The 22,455-nt window shown below is 40.1% G+C and carries 21 protein-coding genes and 1 rRNA gene; 17 read left to right on the plus strand and 5 right to left on the minus strand.

Going from position 1 to position 22,455, the window contains the following annotated elements; translation table 11 throughout:
* Window positions 1-89 precede the first annotated feature (89 nt).
* From CH377_RS03975 to fumC, 13 genes are all read left to right on the plus strand, one after another.
* Complete coding sequence (locus tag CH377_RS03975) at window positions 90-1,346, plus strand: pyridoxal phosphate-dependent aminotransferase (RefSeq protein WP_100722497.1); 1,257 nt, start codon at window positions 90-92, stop codon at window positions 1,344-1,346.
* 131 nt (window positions 1,347-1,477) lie between these two features.
* On the plus strand, window positions 1,478-3,820 hold the full coding sequence (locus tag CH377_RS03980; protein ID WP_100722813.1) for a hypothetical protein: 2,343 nt from the start codon (window positions 1,478-1,480) through the stop codon (window positions 3,818-3,820).
* A 9-nt stretch (window positions 3,821-3,829) separates the two neighbouring features.
* Entirely contained in the window at window positions 3,830-4,663 is an 834-nt protein-coding gene (locus CH377_RS03985) for a DNA-formamidopyrimidine glycosylase family protein (RefSeq protein WP_100722498.1), read from the plus strand.
* Between the two features lie 57 nt (window positions 4,664-4,720).
* Window positions 4,721-4,837, plus strand: a 5S ribosomal RNA gene (gene rrf, locus CH377_RS03990).
* Window positions 4,838-4,980: 143 nt separating this feature from the next.
* Complete coding sequence (gene rpmH / locus CH377_RS03995) at window positions 4,981-5,142, plus strand: 50S ribosomal protein L34 (protein ID WP_020769764.1); 162 nt, start codon at window positions 4,981-4,983, stop codon at window positions 5,140-5,142.
* 9 nt (window positions 5,143-5,151) lie between these two features.
* Window positions 5,152-5,472 (plus strand): ribonuclease P protein component, encoded by a 321-nt coding sequence (rnpA, locus tag CH377_RS04000; protein ID WP_100722499.1) that lies wholly within the window; start codon window positions 5,152-5,154, stop codon window positions 5,470-5,472.
* Window positions 5,469-5,696, plus strand: coding sequence for a membrane protein insertion efficiency factor YidD (yidD, locus tag CH377_RS04005; protein ID WP_100722500.1), 228 nt, complete (start codon window positions 5,469-5,471; stop codon window positions 5,694-5,696). The genes rnpA and yidD overlap by 4 nt, the downstream gene beginning before the upstream one ends.
* Before the next feature lie 2 nt (window positions 5,697-5,698).
* The gene (yidC, locus tag CH377_RS04010) at window positions 5,699-7,552 is read left to right on the plus strand and encodes a membrane protein insertase YidC (protein ID WP_100722501.1); all 1,854 of its coding nucleotides are present in this window, start codon (window positions 5,699-5,701) and stop codon (window positions 7,550-7,552) included.
* Between the two features lie 22 nt (window positions 7,553-7,574).
* A complete protein-coding gene (gene jag, locus CH377_RS04015) occupies window positions 7,575-8,285 on the plus strand; it encodes an RNA-binding cell elongation regulator Jag/EloR (RefSeq protein ID WP_100722502.1) in 711 nt (236 codons plus the stop codon).
* A gap of 6 nt (window positions 8,286-8,291) precedes the next feature.
* Window positions 8,292-9,668, plus strand: coding sequence for a tRNA uridine-5-carboxymethylaminomethyl(34) synthesis GTPase MnmE (mnmE, locus tag CH377_RS04020; RefSeq protein ID WP_100722503.1), 1,377 nt, complete (start codon window positions 8,292-8,294; stop codon window positions 9,666-9,668).
* A 59-nt stretch (window positions 9,669-9,727) separates the two neighbouring features.
* On the plus strand, window positions 9,728-10,990 hold the full coding sequence (locus tag CH377_RS04025) for a malic enzyme-like NAD(P)-binding protein (protein WP_100722504.1): 1,263 nt from the start codon (window positions 9,728-9,730) through the stop codon (window positions 10,988-10,990).
* A 140-nt stretch (window positions 10,991-11,130) separates the two neighbouring features.
* The gene (locus tag CH377_RS04030) at window positions 11,131-13,242 is read left to right on the plus strand and encodes a hypothetical protein (RefSeq protein ID WP_100722505.1); all 2,112 of its coding nucleotides are present in this window, start codon (window positions 11,131-11,133) and stop codon (window positions 13,240-13,242) included.
* Between the two features lie 83 nt (window positions 13,243-13,325).
* Window positions 13,326-14,720: a class II fumarate hydratase gene (gene fumC, locus CH377_RS04035; protein WP_100722506.1), complete on the plus strand. Its 1,395-nt coding sequence runs from the start codon at window positions 13,326-13,328 to the stop codon at window positions 14,718-14,720.
* An 89-nt stretch (window positions 14,721-14,809) separates the two neighbouring features.
* Here the strand turns inward: fumC and loa22 are convergent, their stop codons facing one another.
* Entirely contained in the window at window positions 14,810-15,370 is a 561-nt protein-coding gene (gene loa22 / locus CH377_RS04040) for an OmpA family outer membrane lipoprotein Loa22 (protein ID WP_100708500.1), read from the minus strand.
* Window positions 15,371-15,518: 148 nt separating this feature from the next.
* Between loa22 and CH377_RS04045 the strand changes: the two genes are divergently transcribed.
* The 4 genes from CH377_RS04045 to CH377_RS04060 are packed head-to-tail and all read left to right on the plus strand — an operon-like array spanning window position 15,519 to window position 17,977.
* Window positions 15,519-16,457: an RluA family pseudouridine synthase gene (locus CH377_RS04045; RefSeq protein ID WP_100722507.1), complete on the plus strand. Its 939-nt coding sequence runs from the start codon at window positions 15,519-15,521 to the stop codon at window positions 16,455-16,457.
* 33 nt (window positions 16,458-16,490) lie between these two features.
* A complete protein-coding gene (locus CH377_RS04050; RefSeq protein ID WP_100722508.1) occupies window positions 16,491-16,832 on the plus strand; it encodes a YkvA family protein in 342 nt (113 codons plus the stop codon).
* Between the two features lie 12 nt (window positions 16,833-16,844).
* Window positions 16,845-17,660, plus strand: a complete 816-nt coding sequence (locus tag CH377_RS04055; protein WP_100722509.1) for an inositol monophosphatase family protein — start codon at window positions 16,845-16,847, stop codon at window positions 17,658-17,660.
* Window positions 17,657-17,977, plus strand: a complete 321-nt coding sequence (locus CH377_RS04060; protein ID WP_100722510.1) for a DMT family transporter — start codon at window positions 17,657-17,659, stop codon at window positions 17,975-17,977. Before CH377_RS04055 ends, CH377_RS04060 begins: the two co-directional genes overlap by 4 nt.
* Window positions 17,978-17,980: 3 nt before the next feature.
* Here the strand turns inward: CH377_RS04060 and CH377_RS04065 are convergent, their stop codons facing one another.
* The 4 genes from CH377_RS04065 to CH377_RS04080 are packed head-to-tail and all read right to left on the minus strand — an operon-like array spanning window position 17,981 to window position 22,431.
* Entirely contained in the window at window positions 17,981-19,276 is a 1,296-nt protein-coding gene (locus CH377_RS04065; RefSeq protein WP_100722511.1) for a glycosyltransferase family 4 protein, read from the minus strand.
* Window positions 19,260-20,333 carry a glycosyltransferase family 4 protein gene (locus CH377_RS04070; protein ID WP_100722512.1) on the minus strand — a complete coding sequence of 358 codons (1,074 nt, stop codon included), beginning with the start codon at window positions 20,331-20,333 and terminating at the stop codon, window positions 19,260-19,262. The genes CH377_RS04065 and CH377_RS04070 overlap by 17 nt, the downstream gene beginning before the upstream one ends.
* Complete coding sequence (locus CH377_RS04075) at window positions 20,330-21,430, minus strand: glycosyltransferase (protein WP_100722513.1); 1,101 nt, start codon at window positions 21,428-21,430, stop codon at window positions 20,330-20,332. Before CH377_RS04075 ends, CH377_RS04070 begins: the two co-directional genes overlap by 4 nt.
* Entirely contained in the window at window positions 21,427-22,431 is a 1,005-nt protein-coding gene (locus CH377_RS04080; RefSeq protein ID WP_100708491.1) for an LIC_10202 family protein, read from the minus strand. Before CH377_RS04080 ends, CH377_RS04075 begins: the two co-directional genes overlap by 4 nt.
* Window positions 22,432-22,455: the final 24 nt, after the last annotated feature.

The following is a 22,455-nucleotide window of genomic DNA, read 5'->3' on the forward strand; positions in this document are numbered from 1 at the left end:
CTCCAGAGAGGGTAGAAGAATAAAAAAATTCCTTCCTCTCTTAGATTATCTTTTCGGCAGTTTTGCAAAAAGAAAAGTGGAATAACCTTATGGGCAAAGATTTCCTTTTTTCCAAATTCGGAGCCAAATTCCGTAACCAAACTGGGATTGGCCAATTGATGGAGGACCTAGGCAATCCTTCTCCGGGAGTTTCCATGTTGGGTGGTGGAAGCCCTTCCTTAATCCCTGAGGTAGAAGAAGTTTGGAGAAAGATCCTAAACAAATTCACAGAATCAGGAGCCTGGGATTCCATTTTGGGGAAGTATGAAACTCCCACAGGTAAAGAGGAAACATTAGAAATACTCGCCTCCTTATTAAGTTCAGAAACAGGAACCTCTATCTTAAAGGATCAGATTGCAATTACAAACGGTTCCCAAAATGCATTTTATCTTTTGTTAAATTTTTATTCAGGAAGATTCGAAGACGGAACATTCAAAAAAATATTCTTACCTGTTTTGCCTGAATATATCGGTTATTTGGATCAACCTATAAATCCGGATTCATTTTCTTATTCTTTGGGTAAAGAAGTCGCTACGTCAGAGGACGGATTTCGTTACGAGTTGGACCCTTCTTCCTTTGATAAGATAAAGGAAGATCTTGGGTGTGTTGTCCTGTCTCGTCCTACAAATCCAACAGGAAGAGTAGCCAAAAAAGAAGAATTACAACAGATACTTAAGTTCGCGAGAAGTCGAAATATCCCATTCTTATTAGATAACGCATATGGTTTTCCTTTTCCGGGTATCGTATTTTCGGATGAGAAACTTTTTCATTCGGAAGGAATGATCCAAAGTTTCAGTTTTTCTAAAATAGGCCTCCCTGGTGTTAGGACAGGTTTTGTTTTAGGAGACCCTGAAATTATAAAAGCATTAAATAAAGCGAATGCAGTTCTGAACTTGGCCGGAGGAAATTTAGGCCAATACATTGCTTTGGAATTTGTAAAATCCGGAGAATGGCTTAAACTTTCTCGAGACATAGTAAAACCGTATTACCTCAAAAAAAGAGAACTTGCAATTTCTTCTATCCGAAGAGAATGGAAAGGAAAGTTAAAATATAGGATCCATGAAAGTGAAGGAGCCTTTTTCCTTTGGATCCAATTTGCAGGACTTCGCAAAAAAATTTCTGAAATATATCCCCTATTAAAAGAAAAAGGGGTCATTATCGTACCAGGTAAATATTTCTATCCGGTTACTAATTCCGGAGATAGTTACGGTGAGGGTTCTATCCGTATGAGTTTTGCCAGAGAAGATTCGGAAATCCAAGAAGGAATACGAAAAATAGGCAAAATTCTAAGTACTTATACGGATTGATCCGATCTAATTTCAGCCAATATTAAGTGGAATAAAATTGTTTCATTCTCTCTTTCTTTTAGAGATCTTGGTTGGAAGGAAACTACAGAAAATTTCCTAACTCGGATTGTTGTTTCGATACGGTGCAAAACATGGAAACCTTGGAGCAGGAAATATCCTTTGAGGAGCTGGCTTCTAATCAAAACAAGGCCCCAGACTTGGAGGCCCTGGCACCGGATTATATTTTCTTAAACGACGGAGCTGTCGGACTGTCTGCTACAGCTCGTTGTATCTTGGATGAACTTAGAGACTGGCATAAAAAGACCGAAAAACACGGCTCTAAAAGTGTTCACCCATCTTATCTTCTTACCCTAGATAAACTAGGGGAACTTCTGAACAAATATAGGAACTTAAGCGAACAGGCAAAGCAACCTCCTTCTGTAGATATGGCTCTTCGCCAAGTGATGGATCTAGAAAAAAGAGGAAGAAATAAATCTGCTCTAGTCTATCCATTCTTGGTCCGAAATGGGAACAAGGTTTTGGCTCGGATCTCATTGGCTTCTCCTCAAAAAGAAGCTAAGACTGACGTTACTCCTTACAGAAAGGCATGTTTTTCTTTTTCAGAAGAAACAATTGATCTTATTTTAAATAATAGAGCTAAGAAGCCGAGAGCGTTAGAAGAAGATCGTCCTGGCGCGATGCTTCTTCACAAAAACAAAAGCGGCCAGATATGGTTATATCCTAAACTTGCTTCTTTACAATCAGAGATGGCTAGTCTTTTGAGACGCGGCTTTCAGCCTTATAGTTATATCCCTATGAATGATTTCCTAGCCGACTTTGCTAATTATGCAAAGAATAAAGGCGCAGTAGTGGAGATCCTTCCGGATTATCATCTGATCTTGGATGATTTACAACTCAACCCGGATGGAACTTATGTAAACCAACCGGAAGTGATCGCGCATTATAGGGCGCAAAGTGATGCTCTGGAAGTATTCGCTCTTACTTATCTTAAACAACTTGCAGAAAGAGCAGGATACAATTTGTTCCGAGCTCGTATACAGGACTTTGAAGCTCTACATGGGAATGCAGAGCCTGGCAAAAAACAAAATAGCGAAAAGGTAGAAGCACTCATCCAACTTGTAGAAGATTTTCCTTTTGATAAAGAAAAAGACGATCTTGGAAAAAGAGTAGCGGAGACCTGTCAACAATCAGTCCGAGTTATCCGAAAGCTGATCCAAGAAAAAGCTTTATTGAGTGAACGAAAGATAGAAGGCGCCTTCAAAAGTCTGAAGAACCGTCTGAATATCCAAGTTAAGGATCATTCTCAAAACAATTTAACCTTATATAGATTCATACCTGAAAAACGTTTGGATGCTGTGGGTATCACAGATCCGGAACTTGTTTCTAAATATACGAATGAGATCGTTGCAGATTTAAAAACCAAATTCGGTTTGAAAGAAACCAAAAGAGAAGATGGAACCACCGAAGTTTATGTGGTAGATCCCGGCTATATGGCTGCGGTTTTGCATAAATTAACTGCCGATGCAAAAGTTAGTCCAGTGGCAGAAAAAGAACTCACCATTGCTAAAGAGATACATGTTTCCTTGCTCAGTTCCAAGAATCCTGCACTCAATTCAATGCTCAAAGCGGATTACGTAGTAAAACTACAACAAGACGCTGCCATAATGGAAAGAGAAGTAGAGGATCGCCAGAAAAGCGAAGCCCTCGCTAAGAAGTTCAATCTTTCCATGGGGCTTTTGGGATTTGTAGGCACCATGCTCTTCTTCTTGATTGCGAGCGTTCATTTTAATGCTGCCGGTGTGATCTTGGTCGGACTTCCCGTTGGACTTGTGATCGGTGGACTACTTGCAGTATTTTTCAGAGACAGGGACAAATCCGATATTGGTCCAGGTGGAGTTCCTAGATCTTCCGGTGGCGGTGGAGGGTTTGCTGCAAGTTATTCCGGAATTTCCACAGTAAACGATTATTATCCGAGCAGTGATGATGAGGATGCTGACGAACATTTTGGAAAGGCAGAAAGCCCTAAAGAAAAGAAAGTAAGCCTGATCGCAAAAGGTGCAGAACGTTTTGTATTCCCGAATCGGTTTACTAAGATCCAAGATAAGATCCACGATTCCAAATCTATGCGTAAAAAGATCTGGGACAATATAGATAATATTCGCCAATCAGTAGCTCATCTTAGAACCGAATCGGATGATGATAAAGTAGCATCCACAGTAGAGTATGCACTTCTTCAAAACTCTGCCACCATTGCAATACCTGATGAGATTGTTCCGGTCGGAATGCCAAGCACTATCATTTTAAGTCATACAGATCTAAAGGCTCCTTTGATTAGGGACCAAATCTCCGAGTTTTTAAGGAACGAAGCTCAAAAGAAAAAGTATGATAAAAAACTCGTTAAATATTATACTTTCTTAATCAATACTATAGAAGTAGAATATTATAAATATCTTCCTAGCCGTAAAAAGAAATAGGGAATCATTATGCCCGAACTTCCGGACTTGGTAGTCATTCAAGAACGTCTTTTAAAAGAACTTCCTGGCGAGATAATCCAAGAGATAGAGATCTTAGATCCGTTAGTAGTTCGTAATCTTAGCGGCGGAAAATCAGAAACTTCTTTTATAGGTTCTACATTTGAAAGTTTAGAAAGAACTGGGCCGTTTTTGAATTTTAAATTCGGTCATAGGAATATCGTCATTCACCCAATGCTCGCCGGCCGCTTCTCCTTAGATCCAAAATATAAAAAGAAGGACCTGGCGGTTCGGATCAAATTCCAGAATAAAATCCTGAACTATGCGGACGATGTGCATATGGGAAAGGTATATTTCACTGAGCCTGAATACTTCTCCCAGATCCCGAAGTTTATGGACCAAGGAGTAGACCTTCTTTCCGAAAAATTTACCCAGGAAGAATTTTTAAAAAGAATAGAGAAGAATCGGCAGCAAACCCGGGTCTTTCTCATGGATCAAACCAAACTCAGTGCTCTCGGAAATGCATATGCCGACGAGGTGCTTTTTGATTCTAAGATCCATCCCAAAACTCCTTGTAATAAACTTTCGGAAGAAGAAAAGATTCAACTCTACCAAAGTATCAAATCCGTCTTGAACGATTCTATAGATTATATCCGTAAAAAGCAGGCACCTCTGGATTTTAAAGTCCGTGAACATGTGAAGGTTCGAAATCGAAAGAATGAACCCTGTCCCCGTTGCGGAACTACAATTCGCAGAGCAAATGTGTTGGGTCACGATTCCTTCTTTTGTCCCAATTGCCAGAGAGTGCCAGGAGAACAGTTTATAGATTGGAATAAAACCTTCTGAACCAGAAATAAATCTTGCTTGACAGTACAAGCAAATTTTTCAGACTGTCCTCAGATTCTCGGTGATTATAGAGAGAGGGTCACACCCGTTCCCATCCCGAACACGGAAGTTAAGCCTCTCATCGCTAATGGTACTGCATGGTTCGCTGTGTGGGAGAGTAGGACGTTGCCGGGTTGCCATTATTTATTCCATTATAGTTAATAGTGAAAGTCCGTTAAAAGAAACGGATTGACCCTCGGTTCTCCGGAAAAAATGTAAACCGGTAAGACTTACTCAGGGTCTTAAATCGCAATCTTAGTAGAGATACAGGGAACCATATGAGAAGAACATACCAACCCAGCCGGATTAAACGTGCCCGTACCCACGGATTCCGCGCCAGAATGGCGACCGCCGGTGGAAGAAAAGTCCTTTCCCGCAGAAGAGCTAAAGGCCGTTACAAGTTGACCGTTTCTGACGAAAGAACTGGTAAAAAATTCTAACGAACCCATATAGAAGAGACACTTACATCCAAGAAGGACATCCGGGAACTTTTTGCTTCCGGAAAAAGGGTAACCAATCCTCCTCTCACGGTGATTTATCGGGGAAACGGCCTGGAGCAAAACAGGTTCTTATATTGCCCTGAACGTTCGGTCGGTAAGGCCGTTCGCAGAAACCGGATACGGAGAAGATTAAGAGCCGCCGTGGCCGAAACGGTAGGCTTTTTTCCAAAGGGCTTCGATATCGCGATACTTGCGAAACCGAGCCTATTCGAAAAAGATCATACCGAACTTCTGGCTTGTTTGGGTCTACTCGCTCGTAGATTAAAATGAACCGACTCGCCATCTTTCTGATCCGATTATATAAACGTTGGATCTCACCTATTCTTCCGCCTTCCTGCAGATTCCATCCTAGCTGTTCTGAATATGCAATGCAGGCTTTCCAAGAATATGATTTCTTGTCGGCGACTTATCTAAGCACTAAACGAATCTTAAAATGTAATCCACTATTCGCCGCTGGCGAAGACCCTTTACCACCCAACCCTAGAAGGAATTAGGAATGGAAGATAGACAAAACAGACTTTTTCTCGCGTTAATTTTATCCATGGGAGTTTGGTTCTTAGTAACCTATTACTTCAACCCGGAAGCTGGAAAACCGAAACAACAACAGAAGACAGAACAAACACCTGTTGAAAATAAGGAAAACGTAAAACAGGAAACTAAGGTCGAACCTAAACCTGTTGCAACAGTTACGAATCCTAAAGATGTAAAAACTTTTACATTCAAAACGGAAGCACATATAGTTGTTCTTTCCAGTTTAGGTGGAAGGATCGAAAAATTCTACATCCGAAATTACAAGAATGTTGAAGGAAACGAGATCAACATCACCAGAGCTGATTTCCAAGAGATTGAAGTAGAAGGTGAGAAGATCAAGGCGATCGAACTTTCCAGAGGAAAGGGTTTCGACTTCAACTTCTCTCATAGAAAAGAAGATGTAGCCACTTCAGAATGGAATCATCTGAATTTTAAAGCAGAAGAAAACAAAGAGGACCAAAGTATTACTTTCACTGCTACAGAGAAAGGTGTTCTTCTTAAAAAAGTATTTAGATTCTTCCCTCACGAAAATTATTTCAAAACAGAGATCTCCATCACTAACCTTGGAAAAGATAAACTTCATTTTGGAGATCGTGAAAAACCGGCTTACTTAAGAACTTTCGGAAGTTTGGGACCTCTTCCATTAGAGAGAGAAGCGAACACTCAGGAGCTGTCTAAATTCTTCCGTGTATACAGAATGGATGGAAGCGAAAAAGACTTTGCTGACGGTGGGGACGCTTGGGGATTCTGGGAAGGAATTCGTAATTTTATCTTCGGGCATCCAAACGGAAACGAATTTTATAAAGAAGTTTGGAGCAGCGGAGAAGGTGTGGATTATATCGGATCCGGTAGCCGTTACTTCTTAGCCGCATCTGACACTTTGAATCATCCTGCAGAAGGAATTCTTTTAGATAACAGAAAGAAAAATGAAACAGGAACTATCTTAGCTTATTCTAATATCACTTTAGATCCTGGAAAAGAAGAAACCCTAGAATTCGCAAACTATGTCGGGATCAGAGAATGGGACGGGATGTTATTCAGAGATCCTAAATTGGATCCTTTCAAAAATCCTAAGTCTACTTTTATAGGTTTAAGTGCAGACCTAAACAAATCATTTAACCAAGGTATTTTCACCCCGATCCGAAACGGTATCGTTTGGTTTTTACAACAATCCTATAAATATACCATTCCAAGTTATGGTTTCGGTATTCTACTCTTTGCGTTAGTATTCAAGTTGGTCTTCTATCCTCTGAACCAGAAACAGGCAGAGGCAATGAAGAAGATGAGCGCACTTTCTCCTGAACTTAAAAAGTTAAATGAGAAGTATGCGAATGATCCGGCAAAAAAACAAGAGAAGATGTTGGAGTTATACAAAAAGCATAATATGAATCCACTCTCTCAATTGGGCGGATGTCTTCCTATGCTGATCCAGCTTCCGATCTTCTTCGCATTATATGTAGCGTTTGCAGATACGATCGACCTTTGGAAGTCTCCATTCCTTTGGATCTCTGATTTGAGCGAGCCTGATTTTATCTGGACTTCTCCAGCAATCCCTTATCTCGCTGCTGCTGGACTTTCTATTAACTTATTGGTATTATTGATGGTCGGAACTCAGTTCCTCTCTATGAAACTGACTTCAGTGCAAACTGACCCGAACCAAAAAATGATGATGTATTTAATGCCGGTAATGATGGTGTTCTTCCTTTGGAGTATGCCATCTGGACTGACATTGTATTGGACTGTGACTAACGTCCTTTCCATTGCTCAACAGTGGGTAACCAATATTCGTAAGAAAGACGAAACCCCTGTAAAAGTGTGAATTCATATATCGAGGATACGATATGGAAAACTATATTTTCGAAGCCGAAGGAAAAACAAAAGCCGAGGCTGAAGAGATCGCGTTAGAAACCTTAAGACTAGAACCCGGAGACATTCGTTTCGAAACTGTCGAATCCGGTAAGTCTGGATTTTTAGGTTTAACACAAAAAAAACCGGCAGTAGTTCGAGCATTTGTTACGAACTTCGATATTCCGGCTGAAAAGATCATCCACGGAGTAGTGCTAACACTTCTCCGTAAGATGGGAGTAGAAGCGGAAGTTGTCGGAATGGGAGATGTGGATGGAAAGATCTATATAGAACTTACCAGCCGCGAATCCGGACTGATTATCGGGAAAAGAGGAGCTACTTTGGATGCTCTTCAATTTTTGGTAAACTTGATGGTAGATTCTAAGATCCGTCACGGTCGTAAGATCGTATTGGATACTGAATCTTACAGAGACAAAAGAGAACTGTCCTTGATCAGATTGAGCAAGTCAGTAGCTTCTTCTGTAGCAAAATCTGGTAAGTCCAAATTACTTGAGCCAATGAATCCTTTCGAAAGAAGGATCGTTCACATGGCTCTACAAGAGAACGAAAAAGTTTTCACCAGATCGGAAGGAAATGGAACTTACAAAAAAGTTCGTATCATTCCGATGAAAGACAGACACAAGTACAAAGACGTCGTCGAAAAAAGTCCTAACGGGGACTTGCTCGAGGAAGTAAACGACTACTGATCAGTCGTGGCTGATACGATAGCAGCTATCTCCACAGCTTCCGGGGCCGGTGCCATTGGCATTCTTAGGTTATCCGGACCGGAAGCACTTCCTATCGCCTATAGGCATTTATCCTTTTTTGAAGGAGCCTTTCCTCTTTCTTCTATCAAACCTCGTAATGCATATACCTGTCGTTTTGTAGACGGGGAAAAAAAATTAGACCAAGTAGTTTTTATCTATTTCGCGGGGCCGAATTCTTTTACGGGGGAAGATCTATGCGAGATACACACTCACGGAAATCCGATCTTACTCAGAGAAGCTTTGGAATGTTTATTTCGTTCCGGAGCAAGACCGGCAAAACAAGGTGAGTTCACTAAAAGAGCGTTCTTAAATGGTAAAATAGATCTAAACGAAGCGGAAGCAATCGGAAGAATTATAGGGGCTCGTTCCAGATTTGAATTGGAGCTGGCCCAAAAAAATGCGTTTGGAGAAATTTCCAGACTCGCTTCGAATCTCAGAAGCCAATTAATCTCTCTTAAAGCGGAATGCGAAGCTGAGATCGATTTTTCCACAGAAGATCTTACATTTGAATCCCTCGAAGAAAGAAAAAAAAGAATTCGTTCTATTTCTGATATTTGTTCCAGCCTGCTGAAAAGATCCAGTGAGACAGAAACTCTTTTGGAAAGAAGTAGAGTTGTCTTGTACGGAGAACCGAATACAGGCAAGTCCAGTTTGATGAATCTGATTCTAGGAAGAGATCGTTCTATTATCTCCGAAATTCCTGGAACTACTCGAGATTATATCAGTGAAGATTTTTTACTCTCAGGAGTTCCTATCCGACTCATAGACACCGCAGGTGTTCGAGAAACCGGCGATACGATAGAGAAGATGGGAATTGAAAGAAGTGAGAAAGAATTCTCCCAAGCTGACGTAAGACTTTTTGTGATAGATGTCTCTCAGAAGAATGATTGGGACAAGTTTGCAGAAGAGAACAGATCCAAGCTAGAAGGCGCCATAGTTGCAGCAAATAAATCAGATATAAGGGATTCGAGTTGGGACCCCCAATATATCTTAAAGAAAAATTATTCCGGAACAGTCTTGGTCGAAGTTTCCTGCAAATCGAAACAAGGATTGGATACTTTGGTCTCCGAAATTTCCTTTAAACTACAAGGTTTAGAAAGTTCAGAAGATTATGTCCTTTTGGAAGAAAGGAACAGATTTCATTTTTCTTCTATCACTCGAAGCCTGGAGAACTGTCTGACTTTAATGGAAGAAGGCGCTCCAGCTGAGATTTACATCAAAGAAATAGATTCCGCATTGGAACAAATCGGAGAAGTAAATGGAAGAGTGGACACCGAAGAAATTTTAGGAAGAATTTTTAGTAAATTCTGCGTTGGGAAATAAGCTCTTTCAGAAATAGAATAGAACCTAGGCCCGATCGTCGAAAAATTGGTTTTATCGTTATGAGAGAAAAATCCCTCGAATATCATTCCCTTCATCCAAAGGGTAAAATACAAGTTGTTCCGACAAAGCCGACTAAAGATTCATTCGACTTATCCTTAGCATACTCACCGGGAGTTGCTTATCCATGTCTGGAAATTAAAGAAAATCCCGATCTGGTGTATGAATACACCAACAAAGGAAACCTGGTCGGAATTATAACTAATGGAACCGCAATTTTAGGTCTGGGAGATATCGGACCTGCCGCAGGAAAACCTGTGATGGAAGGTAAAGCGGTACTTTTTAAAAAATTCGCTGGGATAGACGTTTTTGACATAGAAGTCGATGCAAAAGATCCAGATGATTTTATAAAAGCGGTCAAAATGCTTGAGCCAACTTTTGGTGGGATCAACTTAGAAGATATCAAGGCTCCTGAAAGTTTTTATATAGAAGAAGAACTCATTAAAGGGATGAATATCCCGGTCTTCCACGATGACCAACATGGGACAGCGATCATCACTGTAGCAGGACTCCTGAATGCATTCGAGATCAATAAAAAACGTCCAAGCGATGTGAAGATGGTGGTCTGCGGAGCTGGCGCTGCGGGGATCGCAATCGCAGAACTCGTCCAACATATCGGTATCCGAAAAGAACATATTTTCTTAGTAGATACAAAAGGTGTGATCCATACCGAAAGAACTGATCTAAATTCTACCAAACAAAAATACGTTCAGAAGACTAAAGCTCGAACTCTTGCAGACGTTATGCAAGATGCAGATATTTTTGTGGGAGTTTCCGTAGCTGATATGGTAACCGAAGACATGGTAAAATCTATGGCTCCTAATCCGGTTATCTTTGCTTTGGCAAATCCAGATCCTGAAATTCCTTACGCAGTAGCTAAGAAGGTTCGCCCTGATATTATTATGGGAACTGGAAGAAGTGATATGCCGAACCAGGTGAATAACGTTTTAGGATTCCCATTTATTTTCAGAGGAGCTTTGGACGTAAGAGCTAAACATATCACTCTGGAAATGAAATTAGCAGCGGCTCGTGCTTTGGCAGAACTGGCTAGGATGGAAGTTCCGGATGCGGTCAGTCTTGCCTATGGTGGAGAGAAATTCGTATTCGGTCCTGATTATCTGATCCCAAAACCTTTTGACCAACGAGTACTATACCATGTGGCTCCGGCAGTTGCAGAAGCAGCAGTTCAAAGTGGAACAGCAAGAAGACCATATCCAGGGCGAGAAAATTACGTTTCCTTCTTAGAAGGTTTGATGAGGTCTTAATCAACTTTCGGGAATCTTTAGAATTTAACGTCTAAACCCTTAGAACTTGCTCAAGAAAGCATGTATTTGTTTCCGAAAATAATATACTAGCTCGGCTCTAACAAAAAGCCAAATCAAGATCGGAGCAAAAGGGAAGATTTATGCCCGAAATGGAAAGTAATTCCACGCCCCCAGCTTCGAATCCGCTCTCGGAAGAAGGAGTTATTCCGGTAGATCGTGTCGATCTGATCCCGGAAGAAGAACTTCGTAACCTTCTTCTCCAAACAACTCCCAAAGCGATGAGGGATTTGGATCTAATTGAGAAGGGGGTCGAGAACTTCTTCTTATTCAATTATTCTCCTTTTGCTCTCGCAAAGTTCGAACAGTTACAATTCTTAAAACCTGCAGATCTAAAATATTTTGAAGATAAGAATGGATTCGTTCTCTACCAATATCTATTCGTCTCGGAAGAAACAAAAGAATTAGGATTAGCTAATGTTGCTATCCGCCCAGCTTCCAGAAGAGCGGATCAGATCCAAAAGATTAAATCCGCTTGTTTGGCTCAGTCTGCGGCCGCGTTTTTACAATTCATTGTCCGAAGAGATATCAATCTAGCGGATAGAAGGTCTGCCGGAGAGTTAAGGGATTGGGTAATCAGACAATACCTGAATACCGATGAGAAAGGAAATCTTTTGGATTTCCAAGATTCCAGAAATCTTCCTTACTCTATGAGGAATGTTAAAACTCTTTCTGTGGAATCTTTTCTACAAAGGAATTTTAAGATCAGAGAAGATATATTGACTTCTCTAATTTCTCTATTGAGCAAAAAGCCGAACGAGATCGTAGCATTTTTATCTCAGATCAAAGCGGTTCCTGATGCGTTACTTGCATTAGAAAAAAGAGGAAGTCGTCCTCCTTTATTAAGACTTCATTTGGAGTTTCATGTTATCCAACCTTCTTTAGAAGAACTTGTGGGTGAAATTTCTATCGATAGTAAAAAACCAAACGCAAATGAAGAGACCGAGTTAGAGATCATTTTCGAATTATTTATAGGTTTGTCTAGAAAGATCTTAATTTCCCTTCTTCCAGGAGAACAAGCTGGATGGATCAAAGCATCCGGAACGGAACAAGGCGCGGACTATTTAAGGGAATTATCTAAACACCCTGCATTCACTTCCGGAAAAACTTGGGAAGGCTCAGATATATTCTTACAAGCTTTTGATATATTATTAAGTTCCATGTCCTCTCTTTCCAGCTTAAGAAAGGAATCTCTGATTAATTTAGCTTTTAGTGATCTAGTAATTCGTGTTAGAGAATCGAAAGAGCCCCTTGTTGTAGATGCCGGTGCTTTAAAGATCAAAGATTCTTCTATCCAAGCAGCAGGTCTTATTAAAACGGAAGTTTTGGATCAGGTATTGGAAAGATTCAAAACTCGAAATGATATTCTTACCAGAGAAAAAGTGACAGGTTCAGGCCCCGGTATAGTGGCCCTCGCTTTAGAAAATGTAATTTCTTCTTTTTTAACGAATAAAGAAAGAAGGACCTCTATTCATACTTTGATCCGCAAAAACGGACAGCCTAAGGGAATTTACGCTTTTTTAAAGGATGTCACAGAAGGTGTGGATTCTGAACTTGTGATAGATGATCAGATCCGCCTTTCTAAAGCAATTGCAGATTGGGAAAAAGAAACTGAAAAACAAAGATTGAAAGCGATCCAAGATTCCAAATCTATCTTAGTAAAACTTTTGGAATGGTTACTTGGTTTGTTCGGTGTGAATTTCTCTCCCTCCCCTTCTTCAAAAAAGGATATTGAGCCGGCAGATGAATTCCATTCTTCCAAACAAACTAAGAAGTCTTCAAGTAGCGGACCTTCTGCGGAGCCTGAAAAGGAAGCCCCTAAAAAGAAAAAGTCTTTGGGAGTATTAATGGGTCCTAAAGAGAAATCCACTTTGATCCCGGCTAAGGTCCAAAAAGCGATAGATTATGTGGACCGTAAAAATAACGGAATAATTTGGCTGGATGAAGTAGTGAATGCAAGCTCTTCTCCGGAATTCGGAAAAGACAAAGTAGCCGACCTTATGTATTATGACCAGAAGCGGAGATATATCGAGATTCGCTCCATGAATTCTATCCGGCATGTATTTATACGGAAAGAGTTGGAATCCGATTCCGCCTGGTTGGATTCTACCTTGGAATATTTGGAGAATGTCACCGCCAAAAAACCGGAGTTTGCAGCCCTAGCGGATACTCTTCGCAAATTCCGAGACGAGTGATCACTCCAAGTTCTGATTAGGACATTCGTTCCGATCCCGGAAAATCCAACCCGATCAATTTATTACTATTGAACGGAGGATTAATGAAAACTAGAATCGAAACCGACTCCATGGGAGAAATCCAGGTAGACGATTCCAAATACTGGGGCGCTCAAACCGAAAGGTCTCTTCATCACTTTCATATCGGGAACGATCGGTTCCCAAGGGAAATGATCCGTGCTCTTGGAGTTCTTAAAAAATCAGCGGCAATCGTAAATGGTCAGCTCGGCCTTTTGACTGATGAGAAAAAAAATCTGATCGTTCAGGCTGCAGACGAAGTGATCTCCGGAAAATTGGATGAACATTTTCCTTTAAGCGTTTGGCAAACAGGTTCCGGAACCCAAACTAATATGAACTCCAACGAAGTGATCTCCAATCGTGCGATTGAGATTGCAGGTGGGGTAAAAGGTTCTAAAAAGCCGGTCCATCCGAATGACGATGTAAACAAGGCTCAGTCTTCTAACGATACTTTCCCAACAGCTATGCATATCGCTGCTGCGGAACAATTAGTGAACAAACTTTTGCCTGCATTAGAGCAATTGAAGAATACTTTAAAGAAGAAATCTGATGAATTTAAAGATATTATCAAGATAGGAAGGACTCACTTACAGGACGCGACTCCTTTAACTCTTGGCCAAGAATTCTCAGGTTATGTAAAACAATTAGAGTACAATATTGAAAGAGTGAAGTCTGTTCTTCCTTCCGTATACAGATTGGCTTTAGGTGGAACTGCAGTTGGAACAGGACTGAACACTCATCCTGAATTTGCTGTAAAAGCTGCAGCTCAAATTGCTAAGGAAACAGGGCTTCCTTTTACTTCTGCAGAGAACAAATTCGAGGCTTTAGCTGCTCATGATTCTCTGGTTGAAACTCATGGAGTACTAAAAACAATCGCTGCTTCTTTTATGAAGATCGCGAATGATGTGAGATGGTTATCTTCAGGTCCTAGATGTGGGATAGGTGAGATATCTATTCCGGAGAATGAACCAGGATCTTCTATCATGCCTGGAAAAGTGAACCCTACTCAGTCAGAACAAATGACTATGGTAGCTTCTCAAGTGATTGCGAATGATGTTGCTGTGAATATCGGCGGTGCTTCTGGAAACTTCGAGCTGAACGTTTTCAAACCGCTGATCATCCATAATGTTCTGAATTCTATTCGTCTATTGGCGGACTCTGCAGTTTCTTTCGAAGAACATTGTGCAAGAGGGATCGAGCCGAATAAGGACAACATTAAAGAACATTTGAAGAATAGCTTGATGCTTGTGACTGCGTTAAATCCGCATATCGGTTATGATAATGCAGCGAAGATCGCTAAAAATGCTCACAAAAAAGGAACTAGCCTGAAAGAATCGGGGATTGAACTTGGTTTATTGACTTCCGAACAATTTGACCAATGGGTACTCCCTGAAAAAATGATTTCTCCAAGTGTTGATTGATTCAATCTGAAAGATCTCCACGACCTGAGGGTATAAAAAAAGGCAGTGTAAAAACACTGCCTTTTTAATTCGGATCGAAACCCTACTGATTATTGTTGTTGAACAAATTTGAAGGTTACTCTGCGGTTTTTAGGGTCTTTTGCATCCAATCCGGAAACTGGAGAAGAAGAACCAGCACTCTTAGTAACAAGACGATTTGCAGGAATTCCTTGTTTAACTAAGGATTGTTTAACAGCTTTTGCACGAATTTCTCCGTAGAAAACGTTTCCTTTTTTATCGCCTTCTGCTTCTTCAGGTCCTACTTGGTCAGTGTGACCAGTGATCTCGATTGCCCAAGAATCAGGAAGTTTAGAAATTCCATCTTTAAGAACAGCAATATTAACTTTTGCCCACTCGCTGAAATCTCCTGCGCTAACATCAGCTTTTTTGTAGCTGAATCCTGGACGAGTGATCCCGTCTGGATAGCGGAAGTCTTTAATTTGATTATTGAAAGCGTCTGCAGGAGAGTCTACGTTGACGTTACGAGAAGCTGCGGAATTTTGTTCTCCAGGCTCAGGAGCCGCTTGGTCTTTGTTGTCTGCAGAAGAGCAAAGAGCTAAGGAAAAAACCGTTGCACCGATGAGCAGGATATTGAGAATTTTTTTTACCATGTTGTATTCCTTCCTTGATTAGGGTAGGGGTTTATTTCGATGAATTTATCCAAAATATACCTATTCTCGCAAAATGGGAAATCTTTTTTAGACCTCTGTGCGAAAGGGAAACGTTTTCCCTGCTTATATATTTCTTAGGAGAACTATTATGAATCTGGAACTTCATGCCGAAGTTAACGCCGACTCTGAGGGATCCAGACTCGATCGATTTTTAAAGGATTATCTGGGAGATGAGATCTCCAGAGCTTCCATCCAACATTGGATCGATTCAGGTTGGGTTAAAGATGGTTCCGGAAAAATTCTACTGAAATCATCTTACAAGGTCAGTCCTGGTGAAAACTTCTATATATCAGTTCCTCCTAAACCTCCATTGAACTTAACTCCGGTAAAAATGGAGATAGAAGTTTTAAAAGAAACTCCGCAGTATTTGATCATTCATAAACCGGCAGGGATTGCGTCGCATAGTGGCCCTGGGGATAGATCTGCTACTTTGGTTAACGGACTTCTCTACAAGTTTAAGGAACTTTCGAGTATCGGAGGAGAATCAAGGCCAGGTATCGTGCATCGTTTGGATAAACCGACGGAAGGGATCATGATCGTGGCTAAGAATGACCAAGCACATGCAAAACTTTCTGAGTTGTTTAGAAGAAGGAATATTACTAAGAAATATCTTGCTTGGGTTCAGGGCACACTTCCGGAAGGAGAAGGTACGATAGATAGACCGATCGGTAGACATCCAATTGAAAGATTAAAAATGACTGTGACCACTAAAGGTAGAGCCTCAGTCACTCATTATAGGATTTTAAAAACTGCGATTTCCAAAAATGGTAGAAAGTTCTCTTTAATCGAAGCTGATTTGGAGACGGGAAGAACTCATCAGATTAGAGTCCATTTTCAGAGTTTAAGATGCCCTGTGGTTGGGGATCTTCTTTACTCCAGAAATGCTGCACTTTTTGAGAACTATGGACTTTTACTTCTTTCTTATTGGTTGGAATTTAAGGATCCTTTTACAGGAGAAGAAGTGCAGATTGTTCTAGATCCTCCCGAAAGATTCGAAAATTTCGAAAGTAATTTGGAGAATTTTTAACGGAATTCGGATCGTATATAATAAGTAATACGTATGGAAGAAGATAAAATAGAAAAGATCAAACAAGGTTTTTGGCCTAAGGTGAAGAAGGTCGCAGGAAAGGTTCCTTTTCTCGCGGATGCGATCGCTTTATACTATGCGATGTTGGATCCTTCTACACCCCTGAAAGCAAAACTTACGATTGCAGGTGCACTTGCTTATTTTCTTACACCTTTTGACGCGATCCCGGACATTCTATTTGGAGCAGGTTATATAGACGATGCAGGTGTGGTCGCTGCTGTCTTAGCAGCTGCTTCTATGTATGTAAAAGAAGAACATAAGAAGAAGGCAGCGGATTTTTTAGATTCCAATCCTGAGGGTAACCTGGAGAATTGAAAAACATCTCCAATGAGCTACCAAAACGAAATCAAAATAAGATACCAACATTTCCTCAACTTCGTTCCTACCATTTCCGAGTTCCTGAAAAAAACTCACGAAAGAGAAGATCTGCAAATCTCCTTTAAAGGAAATATAGAATCTGACTTAGTCACGATCGCAGACAAGGGTTCAGAAGAACTAATCGTCTCTGAGATCAGAAAAGCATTCCCTAACGATCATATCTTAGGGGAAGAAGGAAGTAACCACGAAGGAAATTCACAGTTCAAATGGATCATAGATCCTTTAGATGGAACCGTAAATTATTCTCATCGTATTCCTCTCTATTGCTGTTGTATCGGATTAGAAGATCTAGAAAATAAATCTGCAGTGATGGGGATCGTTCCTATGCCTGCATTAGGACATGTATATCATGCAATGTTGGGAGAAGGAGCATTCAAAGATAAAACTCCTATCAAAGTTACCCAAACCAAAGAGATCAAAAAAGCACTATTATGCACAGGCTTTCCTTATGATAGAGAAGAGAGGATAGAACAACTCATGTTCAATCTGAAAAAATTTATCTTAAGATCCAGAGGTGTGAGAAGGACAGGATCCGCAGGTTTAGATATATGTTGGGTGGCAGAAGGTAAGTTTGACGCATTCTGGGAAGAAGATCTGAAACCTTGGGATATGACTGCAGCAGCAGCTATCCTTCAGGAAGCAGGCGGAAAGTTAAGTACTTATGCGAATAATACATTTCATCCGTATGTGACCAGTCTGATTGCGTCTAACGGAGTATTGCATGAAAAAATGGTAGAGACCTTGCAGGAGTATTTAGATATATGAGTTGGGTTTTATTGGTATTAGCCGGGTTATTCGAGGTCGGATTTACTACTTGTATGAAATTATCCGACGGTTTTAAGGACTGGAGATATGGCCTCGGGTTCTTTGTGTTCGCTGTTTTAAGTTTTTACTTTTTGAACAAGGCAACTCAGAATATTTCTCTCGGAACTGCTTATGCAGTTTGGACCGGAATTGGCGCCGCAGGCACCGTGATCATCGGAATCCTTTCTTTCGGGGATTCTATCAATACTTGGAGGATTTTTTTCCTTTCTACTTTGATACTATCAGTGATCGGATTGAAGTTTTTAGGCGGGGATTAAATTTTATTCAGAGTATCTTCTTCTGATACATCTTTCCACGATATGAGCGATCTTTTTTTCTACGATATCAGGATTGAAGTTCGCTTGAACGTATCTTTTACCATTCGAACCCATTTCTTCTCTTTCTTTGCTGTGATTTACTAAGTATTCTGCAACTGCACAGAAACTATCAAGATCCGAATAATATAAACCACCGTTACTTCTCAAACAATGTCCTCTTAGAACGTCCGATCTTCCATTAACTAAGACGGCTTTTTTCCGTATCCAGGCCTCCATGATGATAATGGAAAAACTTTCCATAGGAGAAGGATTGATCAGGATGTCTGAGGAACGGATGATCTCATCCTTAGCTTCTTCACTTACGAAACCTAAGGGAGATACATGAGAAAATTTGGATATTCTTTGCAGCAGTTTAGAGTCTCCTCTTCCTGCCAGAAGTAGTTTATCGTTCCGGCCGCTTCTTTTTTGCCATTCGGAAAAGTATTGGGCCATTTCCAAGACACCTTTTCCTTCATCTATCCTACCCACGTACAAGAACTGAAATGAGTCCTGGGGATCTTTTTTCTCAGGCATTCTCTTCTCTGTTTCTTCCGGAATTTCCAAGTGCATTCCGATCACATTTCCAAGGCTTGGTTCGTATCCGTATAATTTATGAAACAGATCTTTTTCTTCAGGGGTATTAAAACAATAAGCTGAGTCGTCTTTGAAAAGATTGGAATATACGGATAATTTTGCAGGAGGCTCGTCATGTAATGTAGGAATTACAACAGACTTTTTTGCGACTAAAGGAAGCCCATAAACCATAGGGTAGTATAGATAAGAAACGAAAACGAATACATCGTAATCTCTTTCGTTAGTCTCTATGTATTGAATCAAGTCAGGGCAATAAGGGCCTTGCATATCGACCCATATCCTTTCCTTTTCTTCTTGTGAACTGATACTTTTTCCTGGCTCAGAATTCCTGAACAGTTTATCTGAAAATCTATTAAACTTAGATATGTTCCTTTCTTTATCTACGGAGAATCTCAAAACCCGAATCCGGTTTCCTGGTTCAGGTTCTATCCATTCTCTACTGACCTTCTTTTCTAAATCTTTTCCAAGAAGTACAGGCTCTAAGTCTTTGACAGGGATTTGATTTTTCCAAGTGATATAATCGAGTGAGCGACTCGCAAGAACCGTCACCTCGTAAAACTTGGATAATATTAGAGTATATTGATAGATTAATTTTTCGGAACCACCTGAAATATGATCCGAAAAAATTGGAGTAACTACGGCTAATCTTCTACGAGAGTCTAGCAAGGACCGGCCTCAATACTGTTTCTGCGTTGATTTGGGAAAAAGAAGAAAGTCGTCTTTGTTGGGTCTCTAAGATCAAGTCTTTCCAACTTCGATCTGTGACCATTTTGTGGGCAAGTTCCACGATCATATCCATTTTCTTTTCTTTGAATAAGATACCGGCACCTGAAAGAGTTTCTCCTACTGCGCCACCATCGAATGCTAGTATGGGAATATTATGCACCATTGCTTCCAGTAACGGAACACAAAATCCTTCGTGCTCACTCATGGACAAGAAAAGATCGCAGTTCAAATACATAGACCTCAATTCTTCGTCGGATAAAAAATCGGTGATGATCACATTCTTTCTCAATTTATAAAAATCGAGCATACGTTCCAATTCTTCTCTGTATAAATACAACTCTTTGGAACTGAATCCTACCATAAAAAGTTGGAACTCAGGGCCGTAAGCTTTCAGATAATGAAATGCAAATCGGATCAGATCATCCTGCTTTTTGTTCGGAGCTATTCTTCCTACAAATAAGAAACGGGGAATATTGGGCCTATTCTTAGGAAAATTTTCCTTAATAGTTTGTCTTCCTTGTGGAAGTTGGTAAGTGATCGGAAGAACATCTACATTTTCAAAACCCAGATCTACAAGTTCTGACTTATTGTATTCCGAAACCGCAAATACCTTATCGAATTTGTTTCTTAAGGATTCTAATTCTTCTCTTCCTTTGCGAAGTAGGTAAGTAAGTTTCAGATCATACTTTTCGAAAAAATGACCTGGTGTTACATTATGATATATTAGGATTTTGGAATTCTTTGGTTTTAGGACAGTTTCCAAAACATCCGAATGGATAGAATGGTGATAAACTATGATATCTTTGCTATTGGAAGAATATGCCTTATATTTTTTTACAAAGGCGTCCGTTCCTGGGCCGGTATTCTCCGCAAAAATTTCGGAAGAATATCCTATCTTTTTAAAAACGGATTTTAAGGAATTCATTTCGTTGGAAATTGCATCCCCTAAATTAAAACCTGCCGCGAATTGATGAACTCCTCTTTTTCTGAAGATCATGAGGCGGCCGCTTCTTTAAATGTGAATATCTGCTTTAAAACTCTTCCGTATGGCATGGAATCATAATCCATACATACTTCTCTTCTTTTGGAAGAAGCATGAGGACCATCCACAGGCTGTGCGGAAGATTGGGATTCTAATATAAAATGGATCCACTCTGCTAATTTTTCTAAACTGCTTAGATCTTTTTTCCGGAAAAGATATCCAGCGTCCTTCAGTGTTTCCGGAACAGCAGTACAAGCATATGCAAAAACAGGAATATCATAACTCAAAGCTTCTACGAGAGGGATCCCAAAACCTTCGTGTTCACTCATGCTTATGTAAGCATCCATTTCTTCCCAAAATCTGGGTAGCTCGGAATCTTGGACTCCCATTCTGAATTGAACGTTTCCTCCGAGCCCAAGTTCTCTTGCCATTTGCTTTAAGTTAGTAAAATAGTCTTCGAAAATACTTGGAACATTCCCGATCAGTAAGATCCTATATTTAGGCTCTATTCTTTTCAAAAAGTAAGAGAGGAATAGTATATCTTCTATCTTTTTGCTCGGGACCAATCTTCCCACATAGCCGATTGTATAACCGTTCTTACGATTTCGTTTTTCTCCCTTCCATCCGTACTTTCTAACAATCGGCAGAACACTGGAGTTTACTATGTTTAGGTCTTCCAAATTGGAGGCGCTATATTTGGAACTGGGAAGAAAACGTTCTGTGGATCTTTTTAGTTTATGTAATTCTAATATGGATTTTTTATAATCCAGTTCGAAACTTCTGAATATATCCTGAGATACGAAAGGTTTGAAAAACTTCGGAGGAGTTATGTTTTGATAACGAACAAATTTTCTTCCTGGAAAAGATAGAAAAGAATCTATGGGATACCCGGAACCTCCATATTCTAAAATATGCATTGAGTTCGAAGATAAATTGCTCTCGTTACGAAGTTCTTCTGTCTGTAAGGTTTTGATCGAGCCATCGCTCAGATCATTTTGGCAAACGATCTCTGTTTTAATACCGGAAGAATTTAGAACTTCTCTTAAACCCTTGATATCATTCCCGATCCCGTCTTTATCCCTAAATTCGGAAATATGGAGATAGGCATTCATTTTCTGAAACTAAACACCGAAAAACCGTCACCGGCCTTGGTATCCACTATATTCTTAAAACCTAATTTTTGTAAGAACTCTCTGAATGCGGACTCGCTGATCTGAGTCAAAAGGATTGGTTGAAAAGGAGAGACCATTCTGTTCGAATAATTGGAATATCTAAAAATGAATTCTGTCCCACTTGAAGTTTTGGAAGCTAAAGATTTGAAAAGTTTTTCTAAAACCCAATTTGGCAAAAGACATAGATTGGTATTAGAAATAATTTTAGAAGGAAGAGGAGATTCTGGCAGAACTTCTTCAAAGGATAGAAGGGACACTGAATTTGTAATATTTTCTTTGATATAAGAATACTGGGATTTATTCCAAGTGACTGCTTTGAATTCTATCTGTGCCTTTAAGAGTTGTTTTAAGAATTTTCCCCATTCAGGATTGATCGCAAGAACTGAATCTCCAGGATTCAATCTGGAAAGAATGAGAGTTTCACTTTCTTCTAGAGTTTCTTCTTCGTATAAAAACTCGTTGGACCAAACGAATTCAGGACTGATCTCTTTTTTAAGAGTATAATTCAACTCTACAAACTCATTATAGAACTTCTCGAATTTACGTTTTAACTTTTCATGATCTCCCCTTAAGAGAATCAATTCATTCAAAACGCTGTAGAATGCGCGAGTCCTGTTTTCAGAAAGTTTTTTATCTAGAAAAGCATAGAGCTCGATCAGTTTGATAAACAACCAACGGATCGGACCGCGGATGTACTTAAATTTAGGATTGGTGAACTTAGGAGGGGAAATCCCTTTTTCGAATAAATGAGCTGTTTCTGCAGCATCAAACTCCCTATATCCTTCTGGGGATTGAGGAGAAAACTTCCAGCGAGAAAGACGTTCCAATTCTTCTTTGGAAACTGGTCTTCTGGCAAGCCTGGATTCTATTTCTTCCATGAGCTCGCGGACATTGACCGAGCTGTCCTTGATTTCTATAATGTCTGAAGATCTTTCTTCCATGGGAGCCCGGACTTTTATTCGATT

This window comes from Leptospira haakeii, assembly GCF_002812045.1.
Taxonomy (GTDB): domain Bacteria; phylum Spirochaetota; class Leptospiria; order Leptospirales; family Leptospiraceae; genus Leptospira_B; species Leptospira_B haakeii.